General features: G+C 65.6%; 20 protein-coding genes and 2 tRNA genes. 13 read left to right on the top strand and 9 right to left on the bottom strand.

Annotated elements, in window-relative coordinates:
* Nucleotides 1–136: 136 nt before the first annotated feature.
* Nucleotides 137–2380, bottom strand: a complete 2244-nt coding sequence (locus AC3A4T_RS15250; protein WP_487676137.1) for a TonB-dependent receptor — start codon at nt 2378–2380, stop codon at nt 137–139.
* A 348-nt stretch (nt 2381–2728) separates the two neighbouring features.
* On the opposite strand from AC3A4T_RS15250, the gene AC3A4T_RS15245 reads away from it, so the two are divergent.
* From AC3A4T_RS15245 to AC3A4T_RS15215, 7 genes are all read left to right on the top strand, one after another.
* The gene (locus AC3A4T_RS15245) at nt 2729–4126 is read left to right on the top strand and encodes a GntP family permease (protein WP_487676136.1); all 1398 of its coding nucleotides are present in this window, start codon (nt 2729–2731) and stop codon (nt 4124–4126) included.
* 247 nt (nt 4127–4373) lie between these two features.
* Nucleotides 4374–5291 (top strand): STM4015 family protein, encoded by a 918-nt coding sequence (locus AC3A4T_RS15240; RefSeq protein ID WP_487676135.1) that lies wholly within the window; start codon nt 4374–4376, stop codon nt 5289–5291.
* A gap of 24 nt (nt 5292–5315) precedes the next feature.
* The gene (locus tag AC3A4T_RS15235) at nt 5316–6431 is read left to right on the top strand and encodes an STM4014 family protein (RefSeq protein ID WP_487676275.1); all 1116 of its coding nucleotides are present in this window, start codon (nt 5316–5318) and stop codon (nt 6429–6431) included.
* Nucleotides 6424–7245, top strand: a complete 822-nt coding sequence (locus tag AC3A4T_RS15230) for an STM4013/SEN3800 family hydrolase (RefSeq protein ID WP_487676134.1) — start codon at nt 6424–6426, stop codon at nt 7243–7245. Before AC3A4T_RS15235 ends, AC3A4T_RS15230 begins: the two co-directional genes overlap by 8 nt.
* Before the next feature lie 62 nt (nt 7246–7307).
* Nucleotides 7308–8663 carry an STM4012 family radical SAM protein gene (locus AC3A4T_RS15225; RefSeq protein ID WP_487676133.1) on the top strand — a complete coding sequence of 452 codons (1356 nt, stop codon included), beginning with the start codon at nt 7308–7310 and terminating at the stop codon, nt 8661–8663.
* A gap of 2 nt (nt 8664–8665) precedes the next feature.
* A complete protein-coding gene (locus tag AC3A4T_RS15220; protein ID WP_487676132.1) occupies nt 8666–9568 on the top strand; it encodes an STM4011 family radical SAM protein in 903 nt (300 codons plus the stop codon).
* A gap of 268 nt (nt 9569–9836) precedes the next feature.
* Nucleotides 9837–10553 (top strand): hypothetical protein, encoded by a 717-nt coding sequence (locus tag AC3A4T_RS15215; protein WP_487676131.1) that lies wholly within the window; start codon nt 9837–9839, stop codon nt 10551–10553.
* 131 nt (nt 10554–10684) lie between these two features.
* Here the strand turns inward: AC3A4T_RS15215 and AC3A4T_RS15210 are convergent, their stop codons facing one another.
* The 5 genes from AC3A4T_RS15210 to ppsR all read right to left on the bottom strand — a co-directional run bounded on the left by AC3A4T_RS15210 (nt 10685) and on the right by ppsR (nt 14136).
* A complete protein-coding gene (locus AC3A4T_RS15210; protein ID WP_487676130.1) occupies nt 10685–11521 on the bottom strand; it encodes an alpha/beta hydrolase in 837 nt (278 codons plus the stop codon).
* 542 nt (nt 11522–12063) lie between these two features.
* Nucleotides 12064–12139, bottom strand: a tRNA-Glu gene (locus AC3A4T_RS15205).
* A 56-nt stretch (nt 12140–12195) separates the two neighbouring features.
* A tRNA-Ala gene (locus tag AC3A4T_RS15200) sits at nt 12196–12271 on the bottom strand.
* Between the two features lie 45 nt (nt 12272–12316).
* On the bottom strand, nt 12317–12868 hold the full coding sequence (locus AC3A4T_RS15195) for a DUF1249 domain-containing protein (RefSeq protein ID WP_046656460.1): 552 nt from the start codon (nt 12866–12868) through the stop codon (nt 12317–12319).
* A 446-nt stretch (nt 12869–13314) separates the two neighbouring features.
* Nucleotides 13315–14136, bottom strand: a complete 822-nt coding sequence (gene ppsR, locus AC3A4T_RS15190; protein ID WP_036103082.1) for a posphoenolpyruvate synthetase regulatory kinase/phosphorylase PpsR — start codon at nt 14134–14136, stop codon at nt 13315–13317.
* Between the two features lie 134 nt (nt 14137–14270).
* Here ppsR and ppsA point away from each other — a divergent pair, with 134 nt between their 5' ends.
* On the top strand, nt 14271–16652 hold the full coding sequence (ppsA, locus tag AC3A4T_RS15185) for a phosphoenolpyruvate synthase (protein ID WP_487676129.1): 2382 nt from the start codon (nt 14271–14273) through the stop codon (nt 16650–16652).
* Nucleotides 16653–16659: 7 nt separating this feature from the next.
* On the top strand, nt 16660–17613 hold the full coding sequence (locus AC3A4T_RS15180) for a mechanosensitive ion channel family protein (protein ID WP_487676128.1): 954 nt from the start codon (nt 16660–16662) through the stop codon (nt 17611–17613).
* A 261-nt stretch (nt 17614–17874) separates the two neighbouring features.
* Here AC3A4T_RS15180 and orn read toward each other — a convergent pair whose 3' ends face one another.
* Nucleotides 17875–18441 carry an oligoribonuclease gene (gene orn / locus AC3A4T_RS15175; protein WP_487676127.1) on the bottom strand — a complete coding sequence of 189 codons (567 nt, stop codon included), beginning with the start codon at nt 18439–18441 and terminating at the stop codon, nt 17875–17877.
* A 64-nt stretch (nt 18442–18505) separates the two neighbouring features.
* On the opposite strand from orn, the gene AC3A4T_RS15170 reads away from it, so the two are divergent.
* The 4 genes from AC3A4T_RS15170 (at nt 18506) to AC3A4T_RS15155 (ending at nt 22136) form a co-directional block, all read left to right on the top strand.
* Nucleotides 18506–18997 carry a DUF2721 domain-containing protein gene (locus AC3A4T_RS15170; protein ID WP_487676126.1) on the top strand — a complete coding sequence of 164 codons (492 nt, stop codon included), beginning with the start codon at nt 18506–18508 and terminating at the stop codon, nt 18995–18997.
* Nucleotides 18998–19094: 97 nt separating this feature from the next.
* Nucleotides 19095–19577, top strand: a complete 483-nt coding sequence (locus AC3A4T_RS15165; protein WP_487676125.1) for a DUF2721 domain-containing protein — start codon at nt 19095–19097, stop codon at nt 19575–19577.
* A 759-nt stretch (nt 19578–20336) separates the two neighbouring features.
* Nucleotides 20337–21470 carry a Cache 3/Cache 2 fusion domain-containing protein gene (locus tag AC3A4T_RS15160; protein WP_487676124.1) on the top strand — a complete coding sequence of 378 codons (1134 nt, stop codon included), beginning with the start codon at nt 20337–20339 and terminating at the stop codon, nt 21468–21470.
* 75 nt (nt 21471–21545) lie between these two features.
* Entirely contained in the window at nt 21546–22136 is a 591-nt protein-coding gene (locus tag AC3A4T_RS15155; protein WP_487676123.1) for a DUF8082 domain-containing protein, read from the top strand.
* 202 nt (nt 22137–22338) lie between these two features.
* Here AC3A4T_RS15155 and tadA read toward each other — a convergent pair whose 3' ends face one another.
* Both tadA and AC3A4T_RS15145 read right to left on the bottom strand, forming a co-directional pair.
* Complete coding sequence (tadA, locus tag AC3A4T_RS15150) at nt 22339–22818, bottom strand: tRNA adenosine(34) deaminase TadA (protein WP_487676122.1); 480 nt, start codon at nt 22816–22818, stop codon at nt 22339–22341.
* Between the two features lie 11 nt (nt 22819–22829).
* Nucleotides 22830–23330: a hypothetical protein gene (locus tag AC3A4T_RS15145; protein ID WP_487676121.1), complete on the bottom strand. Its 501-nt coding sequence runs from the start codon at nt 23328–23330 to the stop codon at nt 22830–22832.
* Nucleotides 23331–23476: the final 146 nt, after the last annotated feature.

The following is a 23476-nucleotide window of genomic DNA, read 5'->3' as shown; positions in this document are numbered from 1 at the left end:
CTTCTGTCTCTGCTTTTCCTGCCGCCCCACAAACCACGACCGCCAAAAAAGCAAAACCCCCGCTCTTCCAAGCGGAGGTTCGCCCAACCCAATGGTCGTTACCCCACGACCGCAACAGCGCGGCCGCGGCCCCCAATCAGAAGTCGTACTTCACGGACAACGAATACTGCCGCGGCGCCCCATAAAACCCGGTGTAAACGCCCAGCGCCGAATTCAGGCTGTAACCCGTGGTCCGATACTCCTTGTCGGCCAGATTGCTGCCCTGCAAGGACAGGCTCCACGGCCCCTTGCTCTTCCAGGTCACGCCGGCATTGACCAGCCCGTAGCCGTCCTGGGTGATCGGCAAAGCGCCGGTGCGGACGATCTCGGTGGTGGCGACCACATCGCTCTGGTAGCTATAACCCACCCGCGCCGACAGGTTGCTGCCGTCGGACAGCTCGGTGCGGTACTCCACGTTCAAGGCGCCGGAGAACTCGGGCGCGTTGGTGAATTCCTGCTCGTTGGCGATATTGACGCCGGCATACAGGAACTCGTCGTACTCGGCGTCGAGCCAGGCGAAGTTGCCCGAGATCAGCCAATTCTCGTTCGGCAGCCACTGGTACTCGACTTCCAGGCCCTGCACGGTGCCGGAACCGGCGTTGGTGAAATCGCCGAAGAACGCGTCGTTGGTGCCATCGCCGTTGCTGTCGTAGGAGGTGAACACCGAAAGCTGGATGTCCTTGTACTTGTTGTGGAAGTACGACAGGTTCAGGAACAGGCGCTGATCGAAGAACGCCATCTTGCTGCCGACCTCGTAGCTGTCGACGACCTCGTCGTCGAACGGCTCGGCCGAACGCGGCACCGCCGTGGCCTGGGCACGGATGTTGTAACCGCCGGACTTGAAGCCGCGCGTGGCCAGGCCGTACAGCAGGATGTCGGGCGCGATCTGGTAATCCAGCGAGATCTTCGGCGAAGTGTTCTTGAAGTTGATCTTGCGGTCGAAGTTGGCCGCGACCGCGCCGTTGGGAATGGTGAAGCTGGCATCGCGATAGCCGCGGTTGAGCACCTTGGCGCGCTTGTCCTCGTCGGTGTAACGCGCGCCGACGTCGAGCTTGAGCGTGTCGGTCAGATCGAAGGTCCAGTCGGCGTAGGCGGCGATGGATTCGGTATAGACCGTGCCCTGGGTGTCGCCGAAGCTGAGGTTGAAGAAGTTGTTGAGCACCTGGCCGCCCGCTTCGCCATCGAAGGCGTAGATGCCCATCACGCCGCGGGCGCGGCCGCCGCCATCATAGTTCGCCTGCAGCTCGTGGCTGACCTGCTGATCGCTGTAGAACGCCTTCACGTCGGCGATCTTGTTCTGCAGGGTGTCGAAGTCGATGTTGGTCTCGGTGTCGGACTCGCGCTTGGCCAGCACGTACTTGAAGCTCCAGTCCTCGCTGGCGCGCCAGTTGACCGTCGCCGAGGCGCCCTTGATCGTGGTGTCGTTGACGTTGGGCATGCCGCTGCGGATGTCGTAGCGCGAATCCAGCGGCGCGGTGCCCGGGGCGAAGCGGTTGGGCGCGAGCATCTTGGCGCCGCGTACGCCGGACTGGTCGTCCATCCAGTCGAACGCGAATTGAATGTCGAGCGCGTCGCTGACGTAGGCGCCGAGGTTGCCGCGCAATGCCAGCACTTCCTTGTCGCTGACCTCCTGCTTGGTGACCACGTTCTCGCCGAAACCGTCGCGGTTGAGGCTGGCGACCGAGATGCGGCCGCGCAAGGTCGCGTCGCCGCCCTGGGTGCTGCCGCCGATGGGACCGGCGACCGCGGCCTTGACGTCGAGCTGGCCGTAGTTGCCGACCGTGACCGAGGCGAAGCCGTCGAGCGAGGTCGGCAGGCCGCGCGAGATGTACTTGATCGCGCCGCCGATGGTGTTCTTGCCGTACAGCGTGCCCTGCGGGCCGCGCAGCACTTCGATGCGCTCCACGTCGAACACGTCGAGCAGCGCGCCCTGCGGACGGGCGATGTAGACATCGTCCATGTAGATGCCCACGCCCGGATCCACGCCCCACAGCGGATCGGACTGGCCGACGCCGCGGATGTAGGCGGTGATGGTGCTGCTCGAGCCGCGCGCGGCGTAGATCGTCAGGTTGGGCACCTGCGCGTCGAGGTCGCTGATGTCCTCGATATTCATCCGGTCCAGCGACTCGGCCGTGAACGCGGTGATCGCGACCGGCACTTCCTGCAGGGTTTCCTCGCGTTTGCGCGCGGTCACCGTGACCCCGCCGAGGGTCTTGGCCTGCGCCGGCTCCGGCGCGGCGTCCTGCGCCCACGCGGCCGGCGCCAGCAAGGCCGCGGCGATCGCCAGGCACAAGCCCTGGCGTTGAATCTGCTTGCGCGCTTTCACCTTACAAGTACTCACGTATGTCCTCTCCCCTAACCCAAATGGCGCCAAGCGCGGCCCAAGGCCTGCGCGCGAGCGGTTGCATCGCCACCACCGCCGTCGTTGTCGCGTGCATCGCCTTGCGATACAAGCCGCGGTCTTCGCGCCTGACACGCGATCGGCGGCCCGCATCCGTGCGCGGCGTCCATGCCGGTCCTGCAACGACGTCGGTGGAGGCGAGCTCCCCCGTTACCGGGCAAAGCCTAGGAGCCCGCCGCCGCCACCGGCAGCTGTACCTTCGGACAATGCCCCGCCCGGCCGCGCATGCCGACACTGCGCGCAGCGTTGGGCACCGCAGCCCACGGTGTCCGCTGGGGAATCGAATCGATGGCGTTTTTGATCGTGCTGGCCGCTCTGTGCTTCCTGATGTACGTCGCTTACCGCGGCCACAGCGTGATTCTGTTCGCCCCGGTGGCCGCGCTCGGCGCGGTGTTGCTGACCGACCCGACCCTGGTCGCGCCGATGTTCACCGGCCTGTTCATGGACAAGATGGTCGGCTTCCTCAAGCTGTATTTCCCGGTGTTTTTGCTCGGCGCGATCTTCGGCAAGCTGATCGAGCTGTCCGGGTTCTCCAAGTCGATCGTGGCCGCGACCATCCGCCTGCTCGGCCGCGAACGCGCGATGCTGTCGATCGTCGCGGTCTGCGCGCTGCTGACCTACGGCGGGGTGTCGCTGTTCGTGGTGGTGTTCGCGGTGTACCCGTTCGCCGCCGAGCTGTTCCGTCAGAGCGACATCCCCAAGCGCCTGATCCCCGGCACCATCGCCCTGGGCGCGTTCACCTTCACCATGGACGCGCTGCCGGGCACGCCGCAGATCCAGAACATCATCCCGACCTCGTTCTTCGGCACCGACACCTGGGCCGCGCCGTGGCTGGGCGTGATCGGTGGCGTGTTCATCCTGATCCTCGGCTTGGCGTACTTGAACTGGCGGCGGCGCGCGGCGCTCAAGGCCGGCGAAGGCTACGGCGAGAATCTGCTCAACGAACCCGCGCCGTTCGAAGGCGGCAAGCTCGCCCATCCGTTGCTGGCGATCCTGCCGCTGGTGCTGGTCGGCGTGGCCAACAAATGCTTCAGCGTGTGGTTGCCGCAAAGCTACGGCAAACAGCACAGCTTCGATCCGGCGGTGATCGGCGACGCCGCGCCGGTGGTGCAGGACGTGTCCAAGATCGCCGCGATCTGGGCGGTCGAGGGCGCCTTGCTGATCGGCATCGCCGCGGTGATCGTGTTCGCCTGGAAACCGGTGATGAGCCGCTTCGCCGAAGGCAGCAAGGCGGCGATCGGCGGCGCGCTGCTGGCGGCGATGAACACCGCCAGCGAGTATGGTTTTGGCGCGGTGATCGCGGCGCTGCCGGGGTTTCTTGTGGTCGCCAACGCGCTCGGCGCGATTCCAAACCCGCTGGTCAACGAAGCGGTCACGGTGACCGCGCTGGCCGGCATCACCGGCTCGGCCTCCGGCGGCATGAGCATCGCCCTGGCGGCGATGGCCGACACCTTCATCGCCAACGCCAACGCCGCCGGCATCCCGATGGAGGTGCTGCACCGCGTGGCAGCGATGGCCTCCGGCGGCATGGACACCCTGCCGCACAACGGCGCGGTGATCACCCTGCTGGCGGTAACTGGGTTAAGCCATCGCCAGGCCTACAAGGACGTATTCGCGATCACCCTGATCAAGACCGCGGCGGTGTTCGTGGTGATCGGCGTGTTCTACGCGACCGGGTTGGTCTGACCCGCTGCCGCGTAGCCGTCGGGGTCATTGTTGGAGGGGCTTGAGCCCCGACGCTGTTCAATCAGATGCTGCTTAGCCCGCGGCTGTCTGAGAGAACGGCGTCGGGGCTCAAGCCCTTCCCACAAAAACTTTGCGCTTTCCGCTTGCCTGAGAAAAATCTCGCGACCACATCGACCCGCGCTTACGCCCGACACCCGACCTTGGTTATGCTGGCGCCCTCTTCGGCAGTTCAGGCAAGGAGCCCCACGTGACCATCGGCGAATACTCGCAGATCTTCCGCGGCAAACGCGTAGTCAACTTCAGCATGGGCGACAAGCCCGCCGGCGGCGATGTGGTGTATCGCCTCACCCAGGATTACGAAAGCGCCGAAAGCCAGCGCGACTTGCTCGACAGTTTCCTGGCGCAGGTCGATCCGTCCACCCTGGAAGCGCTGATCATCGGCGCGTGGAGCGAAGCGCAGGAGCAAAGCCCGCAGGGCTATCTCGACGCGCTGATCGAGTACCGCGACAAGTTGCCCGCGCTCAAGGCGCTGTTTATCGGCGACATGACCTACGAGGACTGCGAGATCTCCTGGATCATCCAGACCTCGTACAACCCGCTGCTGGCCGCGTTCCCGCAACTGCAATCGCTGCGCATCCGCGGCTCTACCGACTTGGAGCTGCAAGCGTTCCAGCACAACGCGCTGGAAGAACTGGCGATCGAATGCGGCGGTCTGCCCAAGACGATCGTCGAGGCCATCGCGGCCTCGACCCTGCCGGCGCTGAATCATCTGGAACTGTGGCTGGGCAGCGACAACTACGGTTTCGACGGCGGCCTGGAGACTTACCAGCGCCTGCTCGCGCAGATCGGTCCCGAGCGCCTGCGTTACCTGGGCCTGCGCGACTCCGAAATCAGCGACGAACTGGCGGTGTGGCTGGCGCAACAGCCGTGGCTGGGCGGATTGCGCACGCTCGACCTGTCGCTCGGCACCATCGGCGACCTCGGCGCGCAGGCGCTGGCCGAAAGCCCGAACCTCGGCACGATCGAACGCATCGACCTGAGCCATCACTACATCTCGCCGGAATGGCAGCAGAAACTGCTGGCCCTGCCCTGCGCGGTGGTGCTCGACGACCCGGAAGAGCCCGACGGCGACGACGGCGACCGTTACGTGGCGGTTTCCGAGTAGTTCATGCCCGCCACGCCCTGGCTGCTGATCGGTCCGCGCGGCAGCCGCCGGATCGACGGCCTGCAACAGGCGTTGCGCGCGCGCGGCCTGGCCGACGCGCAGGTCGTCGACTACGCGACCTTGCTCGACGAACCGGCGCGCGCGCTGGAGGCGATCGCGCGCCAGTCGCGTGCGCTGGTCAAGATCGAATCGCCGGGCGAAGCCCCGGCTCTGCACGCCGCGCTGATCGAGCGCGGCTGGCGGCGGCTCGGCGAACCCGGTGCGAAGCCGCATGCGCTCGAACACGGTGAGCTGGCCCATCAGCACTATTGGTACGCCGGTTTTTCGGAACTGCTCGAATGCCTGCCGGCCGATGCGCACTATCTCAATCCTCCCGACGACATTGCCGGCATGAGCGACAAACTCGCCTGCCAGCAGCGCTTTCAGGCCCATGCCATCACGATCCCCCCGCTGCTTGGCGCGATCGAGGGCTACGACGACTTGCGCGAACGCCTGCGCGAACACGGATGCAGCCAGGTTTTCATCAAGGCGCGCTACGGTTCCTCGGGCGCGGGTGTGCTGGCGTACCGGCGCAATCGGCAAGGCCGCGAAGCACTGTACGGCTCGGCCGAACCGGTCGAGCAGGCCGGTCGTTTGCGCGTGTTCAACTCGCTGCGCCCGCGCCGCTGCACCGATAGCAGGCTGATCGCCGCACTGATCGACGCGGTAGCCGCGCAAGGTGCCTACCTCGAACGCTGGATCGCCAAACCGCGCGCGCCCGATGGGGCCGGCGGCCATTACGACCTGCGCGTGATCGCGCTAGACGGCCAACCGCGCCAGCGCATCGCACGCGCCAGCCGCAGCCCGTTGACCAACCTGCACCTGGGCAACCGCCGCTTCGCACCCGAGCAGTGGCTCGACCACGACGCGATGCAGACCCTGGAAACCGCGACCGAACACGCCGCGCAGGCATTCGCGCGCAGCCGCATGATCGGCTTCGACCTGATCGTGCGCGAGGGCCGCAGTTGGATGCTGGAAGCCAACGCCTTCGGCGATCTGCTGTTGAACCTGCGCTGGCAGGGCCGCACGCCTTACCAGGATCAAGCCCGGCTGCAGACGCGGCCCAGTCCGCAACCCGCGCGAGAGTTCGCCCATGTCTGAGCACGAGCATCCAGACATGCGCGGCATCGTCGGCGATCACGACCTGCTGCTGATCACCCTCGACACCTTGCGTTTCGACGCCGCCCAGCGCTGCTTCGAACGCGGCGAATTGCCGGTGCTGAGCGCCTATCTTCCGGCCACCGGCTGGGAACGCCGGCATACGCCGGGCAGCTTCACCTATGCCGCACACGCCGCGTTCTTCGCCGGTTTCCTGCCCACGCCGGCAAGCCCGGGGCCGCATCCGCGCCTGTTCGCGCTCGACTTCGAAGGCAGCGAAACCACCGCGCCGGGCACCTATGTGTTCCGCGATCGCTCCGACATTGTGTCGGGCCTGCGCGATGCGGGTTACCACACGATCTGCATCGGTGGGGTCGGCTTCTTCAACAAACGCAACCCGCTGGGCTCTCAGTTTCCGGATATGTTCGACGAAAGCCATTGGCAGCCCGAATTCGGCGTCACCGCGGCGGATTCGACCGAGCGCCAGGTCGCACTCGCCTGCGAACGACTGCGCAGCGCCGAACTGTGCGAGCGGCGCACTTTCACGTTCATCAACGTCTCGGCCCTGCACCAGCCCAATCGGTATTATCTGGCCGGCGCCGAACACGACAGCTTTGAAAGCCACTGCGCCGCATTGCGTTATGTCGATACCGCGCTCGCGCCGCTGTTCGCCGCCTTGCGCGAACGCGGCCGCGCCTTCGCGATCGTCTGCTCCGACCACGGCACCGCCTACGGCGAGGACGGCTACCACGGCCACCGCCTGGCGCATGATGTGGTGATGACCGTGCCTTACGCGCACTTCCTGATTTCACCGTGAGCGCCGCCCCGATGAACACTGCTGTCTCCGCGAGCGCCATAGCCAGTCACACGAGCGATCCGATGCCGCGACTGGCCGAGCTGCTGCGCCTGCCGCCGTATCAAGCGTATTCGTATTCCTACCCGCACAAGACCGCATACCGGCCGATCGAACCGCCGCAGCCGCTGTCGCAGCTGTGGGCCGGCGAACGCCGCGATGCCTTGTTCCTGTACCTGCACGTGCCGTTCTGCTCCTACCGCTGCGGCTTCTGCAATCTGTTCGCGCTGGCGCGGCCCGACCCGGCCAAGGTCGAACGCTATCTGCAGCAGATGGAACATCAACTGCGCGCGACCGCCGCCGCATTGGGCGACCACCGCTTCGTGCGTTTCGCCCTCGGCGGCGGCACCCCGACCTATCTGGACGCCGAGCAATTGCGCCAAGTGTTCGCGATGGTCGACCGCCACGCCACTATCGACCTGCGCGCCACCCCGGCCGGGATCGAGGTGTCGCCGGAAACCGTCGATGCCGAAAAACTGCGCGTATGCCGCGAAGCCGGCATCGACCGGGTCAGCATGGGCATCCAGAGTTTCAGCGAAGCCGAAGTGCGCGCACTGGTGCGGCCGCAGCAACGCGAGGTGGTCGAACGCGCGATCGGGGCGATCCGCGAGGCCGGTTTCCCGACGCTCAATCTCGACCTGATCTACGGCATCGCCGGGCAGACCGTCGCCAGTTTCCTGGCCTCGATCGACAGCGCGCTCAGTCACACACCCGAAGAGTTGTATCTGTATCCGCTCTACGTGCGGCCGCTGACCGGGCTGGGCCGGATCGAGGCCAAGAACGGTGGGAAGACGGGTTTTGTGTTGCAACCCGAACCGCTCGACGAACGTCTGGCGCTGTACCAGGCCGGACGCGATCGCCTGCTGCAGGCCGGCTACACCCAGGTGTCGATGCGCATGTTCCGCGCGCCGCACGCGCCCGACCTCGCCGCGCCGGTGTACTGCTGCCAGAGCGACGGCATGGTCGGCATCGGCTGCGGCGCGCGCTCCTACACCGGCCGCTTGCACTACTCCAGCGAATACGGCGTGGCCCGGCGCAGCGTCGCCGAGATCCTCGATCACTACCTCGCCCGCGACGAAGCCTCGTTCGCCTGCGCCGATTACGGCATCGAACTCGACGCCGACGAGCAACGCCGCCGCTACGTGATCCAGTCGCTGCTGATCCGGCCCGGGCTGGAGCACGCCGGCTATCGCGAACGTTTCGGCGCCGACTGCTTCGACGACCTGCCGCAGCTGCGCGACCTGATCGAACTCGGCCTCGCCGACGACGACGGCGCGCTGCTGGCGCTCAACGACGCCGGCCTCGCCCGCGCCGACACCCTCGGCCCGTGGCTGACCTCGGACGCGATCGCCGAACGCATGCGCGACTATCGGCTGGGCTGAGCATGCATCTGTCCGTGCTCTATCGCGGCCGGCTGAGCAGTTGCAATTACGACTGCGGCTACTGCCCGTTCGCGAAAACCTACGACAGCCGCGCGGCCTTGCGCCGCGATGCGGCCGACCTGGCGCGTTTCGTCGATTGGGTCGCCGCGCAGACCACGCCGCTATCGATTCTGTTCACGCCCTGGGGCGAAGGCCTGGTGCGCCGGCACTACCGCGATGCGATCGCGCGCCTGAGCCATCTGCCGCATCTGCGCCGGGTCGCGATCCAGACCAATCTGTGCGTGGGCATGCGCTGGCTCGACGAGGTCGACCGCGACAAGCTCGCGCTGTGGTGCACCTATCACCCCAGCCAAGTCAGCCGCGACGCGTTCGTGGCGCGCTGCCGCGAACTCGACCGGCGCGGCGTGCGTCACAGCGTGGGCATGGTCGCGATGCACGAACATCTGGACGAGATCGAAGCCCTGCGCGCGCACTTGCCCGCCGCCACGCCGCTGTGGCTCAACGCCTACGACGAGCGCCCGGCGGATTACTACGACGCCGCGCAGATCGAACGGCTGCAGACGATCGACCCGCATTTCCGCTACAACCTCGAGCCCGCGCCGAGCCTGGGCGCGCCCTGCCTGACCGGCGAAAGCGTGATCTCGGTGAACGGCGACGGCGACGTGCGCCGCTGCCATTTCGTCGTCGAGCCGCTGGGCAATCTCTACGACGACAGCTTCGCCGCGCACTTGCGCGCGCGTGCCTGCCCGAACGCTCGCTGCGATTGCTACATCGGCTACGCGCATCGCAGCGACCTGCCGTTTCAGCGCGACTACGCGGGCGGCGTGCTCGAACGGATTCCGGCGATGCTCGGCGCGGGCGCTATCTACGGCGCGGTTTCCACCCGGATTGCGAACGCGCTCTAGGCCACCGACCGGCGAATTCGCCTGTCGCCGCATCGCCCGATCATCGGCCAATCTGTACGATGAGGGCTCGGCTGCACGGGCTGACGCGAGTACCCGCGAGGCCCGCGTCGCTGCGAACCATCGCGCGCGAACGCCACCGCGAGCACGTCGCCTCGGTACGGCAATCGTCGCCTTCGTCCGTCATCCAAAGGTGACGGCACCGCGATCACGGCCGCCACCGCCCGTCACGCTGCGAGCCCCACACTCTCTATCTGCCAAGGAACGCACCATGCTTCGACACTGGACCCGCCCCACCGCCCTGGCCGCCGCGCTGTGCTCGGCCGCGATCGGCCTGAGCGCCGCGCCGGCCTTCGCCGCGACCGCCGCGACCGCGTTGACACCCGAACAGGTGGTCGAGCTCTACATCCGCGTCGCGCTGAACCAGGACGTCGCCGCCACCAAGACCCTCAACGAATACCTCAAGCCCGCCTACAACGGCGAGGACGCGCTCGATGTGCAGGCGGTGACCGACGCGCCGGCCAACCTGGACAAGCAGCTCGAGGAGATCGCCACCGGCCTGATGCAGGCGCTGCCCAAGGTCGATTCCAAGCAGGCCAAGGCCGGCCTGATCGCGGCGATGAAGCGCCAGAACCAGGCCACCGCCTCCGCCAAGTGCCGCAGCCTGTCTAGCAGCGAACGCGCCAACGACGCGGCCGAAGGCCAGCGCATCGCCGAGGTCAGCTACGAATGCGTGGTGCCCGTGCCCGGCGCCGGATTGCAGGAGCTGCTGGCCGACAAAGGCCCGCCGGATGCGCTGACCACCGAGGTATTCCTCGCTCAGCTCGACAAGTTCCAGCAGTCCTTCGACAAGGCCGGCACCCGCACGGTGCAAGGCACGATGGACCTGTACGGCGAAGGCAAGGGCAAGCCCTGGTACACCGGCAACTTCAGCAGCGTGATCGACGTGGTCAACAACGGCATGCTGACGCAGAAGTCCGGCGAGTAATCGCGCGAGCGCGCCCGGCCCATGTGCCCGCGCGCTTCGACGCCTGCAGGGCGAGCGGCCAGCGCTCGCCTTATCGAACCGATGGTTTCAGTCGCTGTTCAACGCCGACGGCGCGGCGCCGCGCGTGCCGCTCACTTGCGCAGCGGCAGCGCCCAGCGCACCGCTTCGGCCTCGACGCTGCGATAGATGGTGGCGTGACGCAGATCCGGCCGGGGCCGATAGTCCCAGCGTAAGCCCTTGGGCGCATGCGCCTTCAACATATCCGCCAGTTGTTGGGTTTCCGGCGCGATATTGTCTTCGTTGGCCGAATACAGCAGCAATGCCGACTTGCGCTTGCCGGGCATCGCGTCCAGCCGCGCCGTGGCTGTATGCAGCAGCGCGCGATCGTTCCACCACAGGCTGGGGCTGATCGCCACGTAGGTGTCGAACAGATCGGGTTCGAGCAGAAAGGTCTCGACCACGAACAACCCCGCCAACGATTCGGCGAGCACGGCGCGCCGGCCGTTGACGCGATACCTGCGTTCGAACTGCGGGATCAGCTCGTCGCGGATAAACCTGCGAAACCGCGCCGAACCGCCCGCCTCCGGCACCATCTTGCGGTCCTGGGCGACCTGGGTCGGCCCGGTCATGTCGCGCCCGCGCCGGGTGTTCTCGATCCCGACCACCAACACCGGCTCGATCTGTCCGGCATCGATCGCCTGATCGACCGTGTTGCTCAGGTGCGGGAAATCCTCCTTCACCCCACCGTCGAGCATGTACAGCACCGCGTACTTGCGCCTGGCCTTGGCATCGAAGCCCGGCGGCGCATAGACGTTGATCCGGCGGGTTTCGCCGAGCATCTTGGATTCGATGGTGTAGGTTTCGTAGAGCTTGTGCGGCTCGGGCTCGGCGGCGTATGCGGTGCCTGCAACTAGCCACGTCGCCACAACCACGCACGCGGCGCGACACATCCATTCTATTGATTTCATCGTGTCTCGATCCTTGCACGCGTGCGGTGGCGGTATCAGCGAAAACGATGCTAACAAGCGGGTTCGATCCGAACACGCTGCGTCGCAACGATCGCGGGCGACCACGCGGCGAATACGCGCGTTTGCCTAGTCGGGCGAAATGGATCAAGCACTGTGCGGTGCCCCGTTGCGAACGCATCGGTTCGGTTCGATTCTTGTCGCAACTGCGCTGATGCCGCCGCTGCATCGGATCGCTATCGCGCGATGAGCGACGCGGCGAATACGCGTTTGCCTAATCGGGCGAAATGGATCAAGCGCTGTACGGCGCGTCGTCGCGAACGCATCGCATCGCATCGATTCGATTCTTGTCGTAGCTGCACTGATGCAACCGATGGACCGGATCGGATCGCTATCGCGCGATGAGCGAAGCATCGCGCTCCAGCGGACGACATGCATGCAAATCGTCTCGTAAAAGCGCGGCGCGCTTGCAGGCGCGCAAGTCCGACGCATAAATCGAAAACGCAAAAAAATCAGGGCCCGGTTTCCCGAGCCCTGATTCTGTTTGGCGTCCCCACGGGGATTCGAACCCCGGTCGCTACCGTGAAAGGGTAATGTCCTAGGCCTCTAGACGATGGGGACAAAACCGATTTGTTCTTGCAGCTAACTCTTTCGAAAACCCTTTCAATTCCGAAGAGTGGTGGAGCCAGCCGGGATCGAACCGGCGACCTCTACAATGCCATTGTAGCGCTCTCCCAGCTGAGCTATGGCCCCACGTGCTGGAAAGACGAACATCTTAGCGGGCGTTCAGCGATGTCGTCAAGCATTCATCGCTAGATTTTTTCCCGCTCCCCCGTCACCGCTTCCCGAAGGATTCGACCCTTCCGGGTCCGGTTGCGAGGGGCCTTGTTCGACCGGGCGCAATGTTGCCATGCCATGACCACGTTCGGCTAGATACTCGAGCCACTTTCCTAAAAAAGTATTCATGCGCATGCGGTGGCCGATCACTTCGGCCGGCGGCGGGTACAGGCCGATCACGTCCTGCCAGCGGCGGCCGACATAGCAATGGGTGGCTTCGACCTGCTCGGTGTCGTGGTACAGGCGCAGGTACGCCGAGGGATCGGGCTCGCCGGTGAGCGGATCGAGCACGGCGTAGGTCAGGCGCAGTTCGGTGGTGTAGCGATGTTGCTCGATCACGTCCAGGCGCAGGTCCAGGCCGTCGCCGATGTCGGACAGGTAGGTGCCGGGCGAAAGTTGGGCCGGCGCGAACAGGCGCGAAAAACGTCCGTGATTCTCCGCGTACAAGCCCATCAGCCAGCCGAAACGGCTGAGCTTGGGCAGACGTGCGAAACGCGATGCGGTATGGGTCATGCAGGCGATCCTACACGCCTGCGGGGGATCGCGGCAGGATTGACGAAATCGCGAAAAAGGCCTAATTTATAGGCTCTTTCGCGATGTTCTTCGCAGCCGCCTCAAGCGCTCTCGCGCCAGCCGCCATTCAGCATGACGCGCGGCGATCTCCACCGTTTATGAACGTGCCGGCGTGAATCGGTGCCTGCGTCGTGGGCGTGGATTCGCGGTCGCGGCTTACGCCGCTCCTACAGTGGCAAACGCGGCCCGCGCGGCGAACATGAAAAAAACCCGCTGAAAAGCGGGTTTTTTCGTTGCCGAAGCCTCGGCGACTCCCGACTCCCGACTCCCGACTCCCGACTCCCGACTCCCGACTCCCGACTCCCGACTCCCGACTCCCGACTCCCGAATCCCGACTCCCGACTCCCGAATCCCGAATCCCGAATCCCGAATCCCGAATCCCGAAATCAAAACATCTCGCGATGAATCCCCAGCGTCGTCAGCACCTTGCTGGCGATCTCCTCGATCGAGGTGTGGGTGGTGCTCAGGGTCGAAATGCGTTCGGCGCGGAACATCATTTCGGCCGCGGCGACCTCGCGCTTGCAGGTCTCGAACTGGGCATAACGCGAGTTGGGACGGCGTTCCTGGCGGATCTGCTGCAGCCGGACCGGGTCGATGGTCAGGCCGAACAGCTTGTTGCGATACGGGCGCAGCCGCGGCGGCAGGCGGTCGTGCTCCAGGTCTTCCTCGGTCAGCGGGTAGTTGGCCGCGCGCACCCCGTAATGCAGGGCCAGATAGACGCAGGTCGGGGTCTTGCCGGCGCGCGACACGGCGACCAGGATCAGGTCGGCCTCGTTGTAGTCCACGCTCTGGCCGTCGTCGTGGGTCAGGGCGAAGTTCATCGCATTGATACGGCGGTGATACGTGTCGAAGTCGGCGATGCCGTGGGCCTGGCCGATCCGGCGCTGGCGCAACTCCTGGAATTCGCGCTCCAGCGGCTCGATGAACGGCGCGAATACGTCCAGCATCAGTGCCCCACTCTCGGCCAGGGCCGCGCCGACGTCGCCGTCCATGCACGAGTTGATCACCACCGGGCGCACACCGTAGGACACGGCGGCCTCGCGGATCTTGGCCGCGACCTCCTGCGCCCGCTCGACGCTGTCGACGAACGAGATGCGATCGGTCACGAAACGGGTTTCGGTGAACTGGGTGAGCAAGCTGTGGCCGATCGTCTCGGCGGTGATGCCGGTGCCGTCGGAAACGTAGAAAACCGGTCGGGTCCCTGCCATCGATAACCTCGTCAGAAAGCTGCACCAATACGAAAAACCCCGCCGGATCAAGCTTGTATGCACCCGACACCCGGGCGATCATATCCGCTTGGCCGCGTCGGACGCGTCCTCGCCCCCCTCGGAGATAGTGTGCCTTGAACGAGAACATCCTCTGGCTGCACGCGCTGCGCCTCAACGATCTGGCCCGCGTAGGCGGCAAGAATTCCTCGCTCGGCGAGATGATCGGCAACCTCGCCAACCTCGGCGTCTCGGTCCCGGGCGGCTACGCCACCACGTCCGAGGCCTTCAAGGCCTTCATCGCCCATAACAACCTGCACCAGCGCATCTTCGACAAGCTGGCCACGCTGGACGTGGAAGACGTCCCGGCGCTGACCCAGGCCGGCGGCGAGATCCGCGGCTGGGTGATCGAGGCCCCGCTGCAGCCCGACCTGGACCAGGACATCCGCACCGCCTACCGCCAGTTGTGCGCCGAAAACGGCGGCGGCGACGTGGCCGTCGCGGTGCGCTCCTCGGCCACCGCCGAAGACTTGCCCGATGCGTCGTTTGCCGGTCAGCAGGAAACCTTCCTGAACGTCACCGGCGAAGACGACGTGGTGCGCAAGGTCAAGGAAGTCTTCGCCAGCCTCTATAACGACCGCGCCATCGCCTACCGCGTGCATCACGGCTTCAAGCACGAAGACGTGTTCTTGTCGGCCGGCGTGCAGCTGATGGTGCGTTCCAACGTCGGCTCGTCCGGCGTGCTGTTTACCCTGGACACCGAATCGGGCTTCCGCGACGTGGTGTTCATCACCTCCAGCTACGGCCTGGGCGAAATGGTCGTGCAAGGCGCGGTCAATCCGGACGAGTTCTACGTCTACAAGCCCACCCTGGCCCAGGGCAAGCCGGCGATCCTGCGCCGCAGCGTCGGCGCCAAGCAGTTGCGCATGGTGTATTCGGATACGCCCGGCGAACGCGTGCGCACCGAAGACACGCCGGCGGAGCTGCGTTCCAAGTTCTCGATCAACGATGCCGACGTGCACGAGCTTGCGAAGCAGGCCTTGGTGATCGAAAAGCATTACGGCCGCCCGATGGACGTCGAGTGGGCGAAGGACGGCGTCAGCGGCAAGCTGTTCATCGTGCAGGCGCGCCCGGAAACGGTGAAGTCGCGCGGCAAGGCGACCCAGATCGAGCGTTATCAGCTGGAAAAGCGCGGCGACGTGATCTGCGAAGGCCGTGCGATCGGGCAGCGCATCGGTTCGGGCGTGGCGCGCATCGTGCGCAGCCTCGACGACATGAGCCGGGTCCAGCCCGGCGACGTGCTGGTCGCCGACATGACCGATCCCGATTGGGAGCCGGTGATGAAGCGCTCGGCCGCGATCGTCACCAATCGCGGCGGCCGCACCTGCCACGCGGCGATCATCGCGCGCGAACTCGGCGTGCCGGCGGTCGTCGGCACCGGCAATGCGCTGGACACGATCAAGGACGGCGAAGTCATCACCGTCAGCTGCGCCGAAGGCGATACCGGTTTCATCTACAACGGTGAATTGCCATTCGAGCGCCACGTCGCCGACCTGGAAAAAATGCCGCCGGCACCGCTCAAGGTGATGATGAACGTCGCCAACCCCGAGCGCGCGTTCGACTTCGCGATGCTGCCACACGCCGGCGTGGGCCTGGCGCGCCTGGAAATGATCATCGCCAGCCACATCGGCATCCATCCCAAGGCATTGCTGGAATACGCCTCGCAGGACGCGGCGACCAAGAAGAAGATCGACGAGAAGATCGCTGGTTACGACGTCGACCCGGTGCAGTTCTACGTCGATCGCCTGGCCGAGGGCATCGCCACCATCACCGCCGCGTTCGCGCCGCATCCGGTGATCGTGCGTCTGTCGGACTTCAAGTCCAACGAATACGCCAACCTGATCGGCGGCTCGCGCTACGAGCCGCATGAAGAGAACCCGATGATCGGCTTCCGCGGCGCCAGCCGTTACGTCGATCCGAGCTTCACCGACGCGTTCGCGCTGGAATGCCAGGCGGTGCTGAAGGTGCGCGAGCAGATGGGCCTGACCAATTGCTGGGTCATGATCCCGTTCGTGCGCACGCTCGACGAAGGCCGCCGCGTGGTCGAGGTGCTGGAGAAGAACGGTCTCAAGCAAGGCGAGAACGGCCTGAAGATCATCATGATGTGCGAAGTGCCGTCGAATGCCTTGCTGGCCGACGAATTCCTCGACATCTTCGACGGCTTCTCGATCGGCTCCAACGACCTGACCCAGCTCAGCCTGGGCCTGGACCGCGACTCGGCGATCGTCGCCCACCTGTTCGACGAACGCGATCCGGCGGTGAAGAAGCTGCTGGCGATGGCGATCTCGGCCGCGCGCGCCAAGGGCAAGTACGTCGGCATCTGCGGCCAGGGCCCGAGCGATCACCCCGATCTGGCCGAATGGCTGATGGATCAGGGCATCGAGTCGGTGTCGCTGAACCCCGACACGGTGGTCGACACCTGGCTGCGCCTGGCGAAGGCCAAGGCTAAGCAGGCCTGAGCGCGGCATGGCGAAGCAGGACGTCGCGCAGACCGTCGTGCCCAAGTCCCTGCTGGGACTTGAGGCCGGCTTCGACATCGACAAGCTGACCGCCTGGGCGCAGACCAAGGGCCTGACCCTGCTCGGCGCGCTGGCGATCCTGCTGATCGGCCTGTGGGTGGCCAAGTGGCTGTCGCGGGCGTTGGAGCGGGTCATGACCCGCGCCAACCTGGAAGTCACCCTGCGCGGCTTCCTGCGCAACATCGCTTATGCGGCGATGGTGGTGATCGTCGCGGTCGCCGCGCTGCAGCAGGTCGGCGTGCCGATGACCTCGGTGCTCGCGGTGCTCGGCGCCGCGGGCCTGGCGATCGGCCTGGCGCTGAAGGACTCGCTGTCCAACATCGCTTCGGGCGTGATGCTGATCGTGCTGCGTCCGTTCCGCGCCGGCGACTACGTGCAGGCCGCGAACGTGGAGGGCACGGTCGAGCAGATCCGTGTGTTCCAGACCCGCCTGCGCACCATCGACAACCGGGTGATCGTGCTGCCCAACAGCCTGATCACCACCGCGGTCATCATCAATTTCACCGCCAACCCGAAGCGCCGCATCGACCTTACCGTCGGCGTGGGCTACGACGACGATCTCAAGACCGCCAAGGAAACCCTGCTGGCCCTGGCCACGGCGCACGCGAACGTGTTGCCCGATCCGGCGCCGGAAGTGCTGGTCACCGCGCTGGCCGAAAGCAGCGTCAACCTGGAACTGCGCGCCTGGGTCAAGACCGCGAACCTGATACGGACCAAGAGCGACCTCACCGAAGGCATCCGCAACGAGCTGATCGGCAAGGGCCTCAACATCCCGTATCCGCAGCGCGATCTGCACGTGTATCACCACGATGCCGATGGACGGCCGATCGCGGAGTTGCTGACCAAGTCGATCGCCGACGATGGCGACGTGCCTAAGCCGGTGGCGAAGCCTAAGGCGTAAGCGGCAAGCGCCTGGCGATTTGTACGAAAGTCGCTGGATTCCCGCGTTCGCGGGAATGACGGGCGGGTGTTGAAGGCGTTATTTGTCGAAGCCGCGCCCTGTCGGATCGTCATTCCCGCGAACGCGGGAATCCAGCGACTTTCGCTATTGATGCCGACTCAAGCCAATCGAACCGTGACTTGAAGCCTCCGCGCCCGGCCGTGGCGCATGGCGCCATGGCGCTCGCGGATGCGCGAACCGATGGCTCGCAAGCCCATCCGCTCAGCCCAAGCCGCCGAGCTTGCCCATCGCCGCGCGGTAATGCCTGAGCTCGGCGATCGAATCCATCACATCGCTCAGCGCGGTGTGTTTGCTGTCCTTGCTGAGTCCGGCCAGCACCTCCGGCGCCCAGCGCCGCGCGAGTTCCTTGATCGTGCTGACGTCGAGGTTGCGGTAGTGGAAGTAGCGCTCCAGGCGCGGCATGCAGCGATGCAGGAAGCGGCGGTCCTGACAGATCGAATTGCCGCAGATCGGCGAGGTGTTCGGCGACACCCACTGAGCCAGGAAGTCGACGGTGCGGGTCTCGGCCTCGAGCATCGGCACGCCGGCTTCGAGCACCCGCTTCCACAGCCCGGACTTACCGTGCTGGTTGCGGTTCCATTCGTCCATCGCCTGCAGGCGTTCGAGCGGATGGGCGATCGCCAGCTCCGGCCCTTCGGCCAGCACGTTGAGCTGCGCGTCGGTGACGACGGTGGCGATTTCCAGGATGGAATCGCGGTCGGTGTCCAGCCCGGTCATCTCCAGATCGATCCAGATCAGCCGGTGCTCGGGTCCATTTTTCTCGGTCATAGCCTCGCCGTCGTGCCCAGGTCGCGGCATCATAGCCCACGCCCCCGCCGACGACCCCACCGCGATGAGCCAGAACACCACCCTCGCCCACTACGCGATCCTGACCGCGATGCTGGCCCCCGCGTTCTTCCTGACCGCGACCGCTTCGCTGCTGCTGTCGGCCAATAACCGGCTGGCGCGGGTGATCGACCGCGCCCGGGTGCTGCTCAAGGAACTGGCCGACAGCGACGACGCCGAGGAACGCGACCTGATCGAGCGCCACATCCTGCGCCAGAAGAAGCGCAGCCGGATCATCCTGCGCGGCAGCCAGCTGCTGTACACCGCGATCAGCTTTTTCGTCGGCACCAGCCTGACCGTCGCCGGCGACGCGGTGCTCGGCTACCGTCTCGGCGTGGTGCCCACCGTGCTCGCCGCGTTCGGCGTGTTGTCGATGTTCGCCGCCAGCCTGCTGCTCGCGCGCGAATCCTCGCTCGCGGTCGAGGCGGTCAACGAGGAAATGGATCACGGCCACGCCAGCGCGATGAAGCGCTGGGCCAACCGGCCGCCGCTGCCCTGATCCGGCGATCCGCGCCACACACCTGCGTTCGCGCACGGCGCCGTTGCATCATCATGCCGACCCGAATGCGTCGAACGCCCGCAACATGGACCCCGTCATGGCCGATCCCCTGCAACTGAGCACCCACTACACCGTGGTCTCGGCGATGATCACGCCGGCCTTCTTCCTGACCGCGACCGCCTCGTTGCTGGTCTCGTCCAACAACCGGCTCGCGCGCGTGGTCGATCGCATGCGCCAGCAACTGGCGACGCTGGAGGACACGATCGACGAACACGCGCGCGACTACCTGGAGGCGCGGATCATCCTGCACCGACGCCGGGTGCGGTTGATCCTCACCTGCCTGCAGCTGCTGTACGGCGCGATGACCGCGTTCGTCGCCACCAGCCTGTCGATCGGCATCGACCAGTTCACCGACTACCGGATCACCGGCGTGCCCACCGCCCTGGCGATGTGCGGCGTGCTGCTGGTGCTGGCGGCCTCGATCAACCTGGGCCGCGAGGCGCGCATGAGCGTGAGCATGCTCGACGCCGAAGTGAAGCGCGAGTTCGATCGCGATCAACGCACCAGCAAGCGCGATTGACCAGCGCGACCCGGGCCGCCGACGCGGCCTGCGCAGTTGACCTACATCGCCCGAAAAAAATTAGAACTCCATCACAAATTTCAATTCGCCTGCATCGCCGCCGATGCAGATTTCCTTGCGCAAAATCGGTGCATTAACGCGCATCTAAACGGACCTATCCTGCTACCGCCTCCCCGCACTGTGCGCAGTCCAACTTCAGACCGCGAACGGCGAGGCCACGACGTAAGGCAAAGGCCACTCTTTTGCACCCGCGGCTCCGTGCAGATGGAATCATTCAGACGGCAGCCAAGCACCAACTCTCCCCGGCCGTTGAAGAGGCGAGCACCGCTCCGCCTGCGTCCATGGCCGGCGCATGGTTGTTGAGCGCCATCAGGCGGCGCGTTGCCGGACGGCAATCCCTGCATAAGCCGGCTCGGCCATCGGCGATGCGCACGCTCGCGAAAACTGCATCTGTGAGCGACACGAGGCTCGCGTTTGGCGCGATCAGTCGCCGCTTTTACTCACGAAAGACGTGTAAATAGCGCGCATTTATAACCACTCTAATTGCATAAAACATATGCCGGCAAAAATTTTCGCCGCGTCCACGATCCGATCGAACTGAACAAACATCTGATTGTGAAACGAAAAACGATGCCGCTATCTTGTCGCCGTCTTTCGAACGTGGCCGCGTTCATGACGCCTTGAGCGCCGTGCGCATCACCCGCTTCATCTCGTTTCGAATCGCACACATTCATCAATGCGGTACAGGGGAAAAACTCAATGAATCTTCACTCGTTGCGGGTGCGCCTGCTGCTGCCTGTGCTCGCGCTGGTGCTGGTGTTTGTCGTCGCGTTGACCATCGCGCTGGCCATGACTCAAGCAAGCCATGTCCGCGAAGATGCCGCGCAATCGATCGAACGCCGCACCTACGCGCTGCAAAGCCTGTTCGCGGTCACCCGCTCGGTGATGCTCGACCGCACCCGCGACGCCATGCGCCTGCTGCGCAGCGAAGGCCGCCGCCTCGGCCCGCCGAGCGTCGGCGGGCGCGTCGTCGTCGGTGGCCGCAACAGCAACGACCTGGTGCTCGGCGGCGTCTCGCAGGCCAATAACTTCGCCCTGGTCGACGGTGTCACCGCCTTGGCCGAAGGCACCGCCACGCTGTTCGCCCGCGACGGCGACAACTTCGTGCGCGTGGCCACCAATGTGCGCAAGGACGACGGCAGCCGCGCCGTCGGCACCCAGCTCGATCCCACCGGCCAGGTCATTCCGTTCATTCGCAAGGGCGAAGCCTTCTACGGCGTGGTCGATATCCTCGGCACGCCGTACGTCACCGGCTACGAGCCGATCTTCGCCGGCAACGACACCCAGCGCGCGATCGGCGTGTGGTACGTCGGCTACAAGACCGACCTGAAGGCGTTGAACGCGGTGATCGACGCCAGCCAGGTGCTGGAGTCGGGCTTCATGGCGGTGTTCGACGGCAAGGGCAAGTTGCGTTTCCATTCCAAGACCGGCGCCACCACCGACGCGGCGGAGATCGAACGCATCGCCAGCCAGAATCCCGCGGACTGGGTGGTGACCCGGCAGGAAGTGCCCGATTGGGGCTTCACCCTGGTGTCGGCTTATCCCAAGAGCGACGTGGAGCATGTGATCCTGCGCCAGTCGTTGTGGATCGGCGGCATCGGCCTGCTGGTGTGTTCGCTGCTGCTGGGCCTGCAATGGACCCTGATCCAGAACCGGGTATTGCGTCCGATCCAGCGCCTGACCGTGGTCGCCGAGGAACTCAGCGTCGGCAAGTGGAACCACACCATCAGCGAGGCCGACCTGAAGGACGAAATCGGCAAGCTTGCGCGCGCGATTTCTCGCTTGTCCTACAGCGTGCGCGTGGCGATGGAAAAACTCGCCAAGCAACGCTGAGTCGAGCAACGCCGAAGCGAGCGAGGCTGAAGCGACGAATCCCGACCAATCGTACGATGCCAGGTATCCGACATCATGAGCCATGAGTTCCGACCGCTGATCGAAGTGCTGCGCGAACTCAATGCGCTGGTGCAGATAGAGGCCTCCGGCTTCGTGTTCCTCGTCACCGAGGAACTGCACTCGGGCATCATCCGACTGCACAACGGCCAAGTGAAGGAAGTGACGTTCCGCATGCTGCGCAACGACGAGGCCGTGCAAGGCTTGTCGATGGTGTCGACCGCGAAGCTGCGTTTCCAGCCCAACGACATTCCGTCCTACGGCAACAAGATGGCCTTGAATCCCGCGTCGATGAAGTGGCTGCTCGGCGGATTCGAACAGGAGCTGGCCGGGCGCTCGGAAACCACCGCGGCGATCGCCGCGGCGAGCGCCCGCGCGCCTGAGCCGCCGCCGGCGGCGGCGCGGGTGGACAAGCGAGTACGCGAAACGATCGAACAGGTGGCTGTGAACTATCTGGGACCGATCGCCGGCATGCTCTGCCAGGAAGCCTTCGAGACCCGCCACGACCCCAGGCAGGTCGTGGCGCACTTGGCGACGTACTTGAACTCGCCGCAGGAGTCGCGCCGATTCGTCGAAGAGGCGCACAAGGCGCTCGACACGCTGCGTTGAGCCACGGGTCGCAGCGAAGACGCGGCAAACCCGGGAAGCCTGCCTGATGCCTTAAAACGGCATCGGCCATCGGCATCGAGCAGGCGCTTCGCAACGGACTTCAGCCCCGATGCTTTCCGCTCCGCTGCGGCGAACCATCGGCCGCCGCGACCGTTGCCATGGCGCCATCACCAGCGTTTTATCGCCAACCACGGCAGTTCGATCAGACCGGCTTGCCGCGCTTGCGCCGGAAATACGTAGTCAGCCGCGTGCCCGCCTCCTCGCCCAGCACCCCGCCCTGCACCGCGACGCGATGGTTATGGCGCGGATCGGTCAGCAGATCGAACACGCTGCCGGCCGCGCCGGTCTTGGGATCACTCGCGCCAAAGACCACCCGCGCGACCCGCGCATGCACGATCGCCATCGCGCACATCGCGCACGGCTCCAGGGTCACGTACAAGGTCGTGCCGATCAGGCGGTGATTGCCGATCCGGCTGCCGGCTTCGCGCAAGGCGACGATCTCGGCATGCGCGCTGGGATCGTGGCTGCGGATGTTGCGGTTCCAGCCTTCGCCGAGCACCGCGCCGTCGGCCGAGACCAGCACCGCGCCGACCGGGATCTCGTCGTCCTCGCGCTCGGCGCGGTCGGCCAGCGCCAGCGCGTGACGCATCCAGCGCTCGTCGATCGATGCCTGTTCGTTCACCGGGTCCTCGCTCATTCTTCGACCCAGGCGGTCGAGTCGGAGCGCTCGCTGAACACCCGGCCGTTGCGACGGATCAGCCGCTCGGTCCATTTGGTCACGCCCAGATCGCGCGCGCCGACGGTCATCCGGCCTTCGGCCTGCACGGTCGCGCTGTGGCGGTCGTCGGCGACTTCGATGTTCTTCACCTCGATCGTCCACGATGGCAGCGGCAGGCCGATCTTGGCGTCGCGGATTTCAGCCAGTTCGGCGACCGTCGCGCGCGTGCGCTTGCACGACTCGGCCTTGTTCAAGCGCTCGTCCTTGCGCTGCTTGCCGGTGTAGGTGATTTCGACGACTTCGTAGTCGTCGGTCATGCTGGTGCAGAACCAGTCGCCGTCGAAGCGGTAGTAGGCCTGCATCTGTTGGTTGTAGTAGTCGCGCACGGCGGCCTCGTCGATGCGGCGCGCCAGTTCGAAGTACCAGAACGCCAGACCGGCCAGCAGCAGCGGCACCAGCATCAGCAGTCTTTTCACGTCACGTCCTCTGTGCGGATCGCCCGGACGGCGCCGGACCCGTTCCGGCGCGCCAAGGGCGACATGCTAAATCACAAGACGCCGCGAACCCGAACCCGGGTCGCGATTCCGGCCGGCTGGCGGCCGCGATGTCGCTTGGGACGTAC

The sequence above is a fragment of the Lysobacter sp. Soil_N_51 genome (assembly GCF_057655755.1).
Note: the sequence above shows the minus strand (reverse complement) of the source record. Positions and strands in the feature narration are given on the sequence as shown.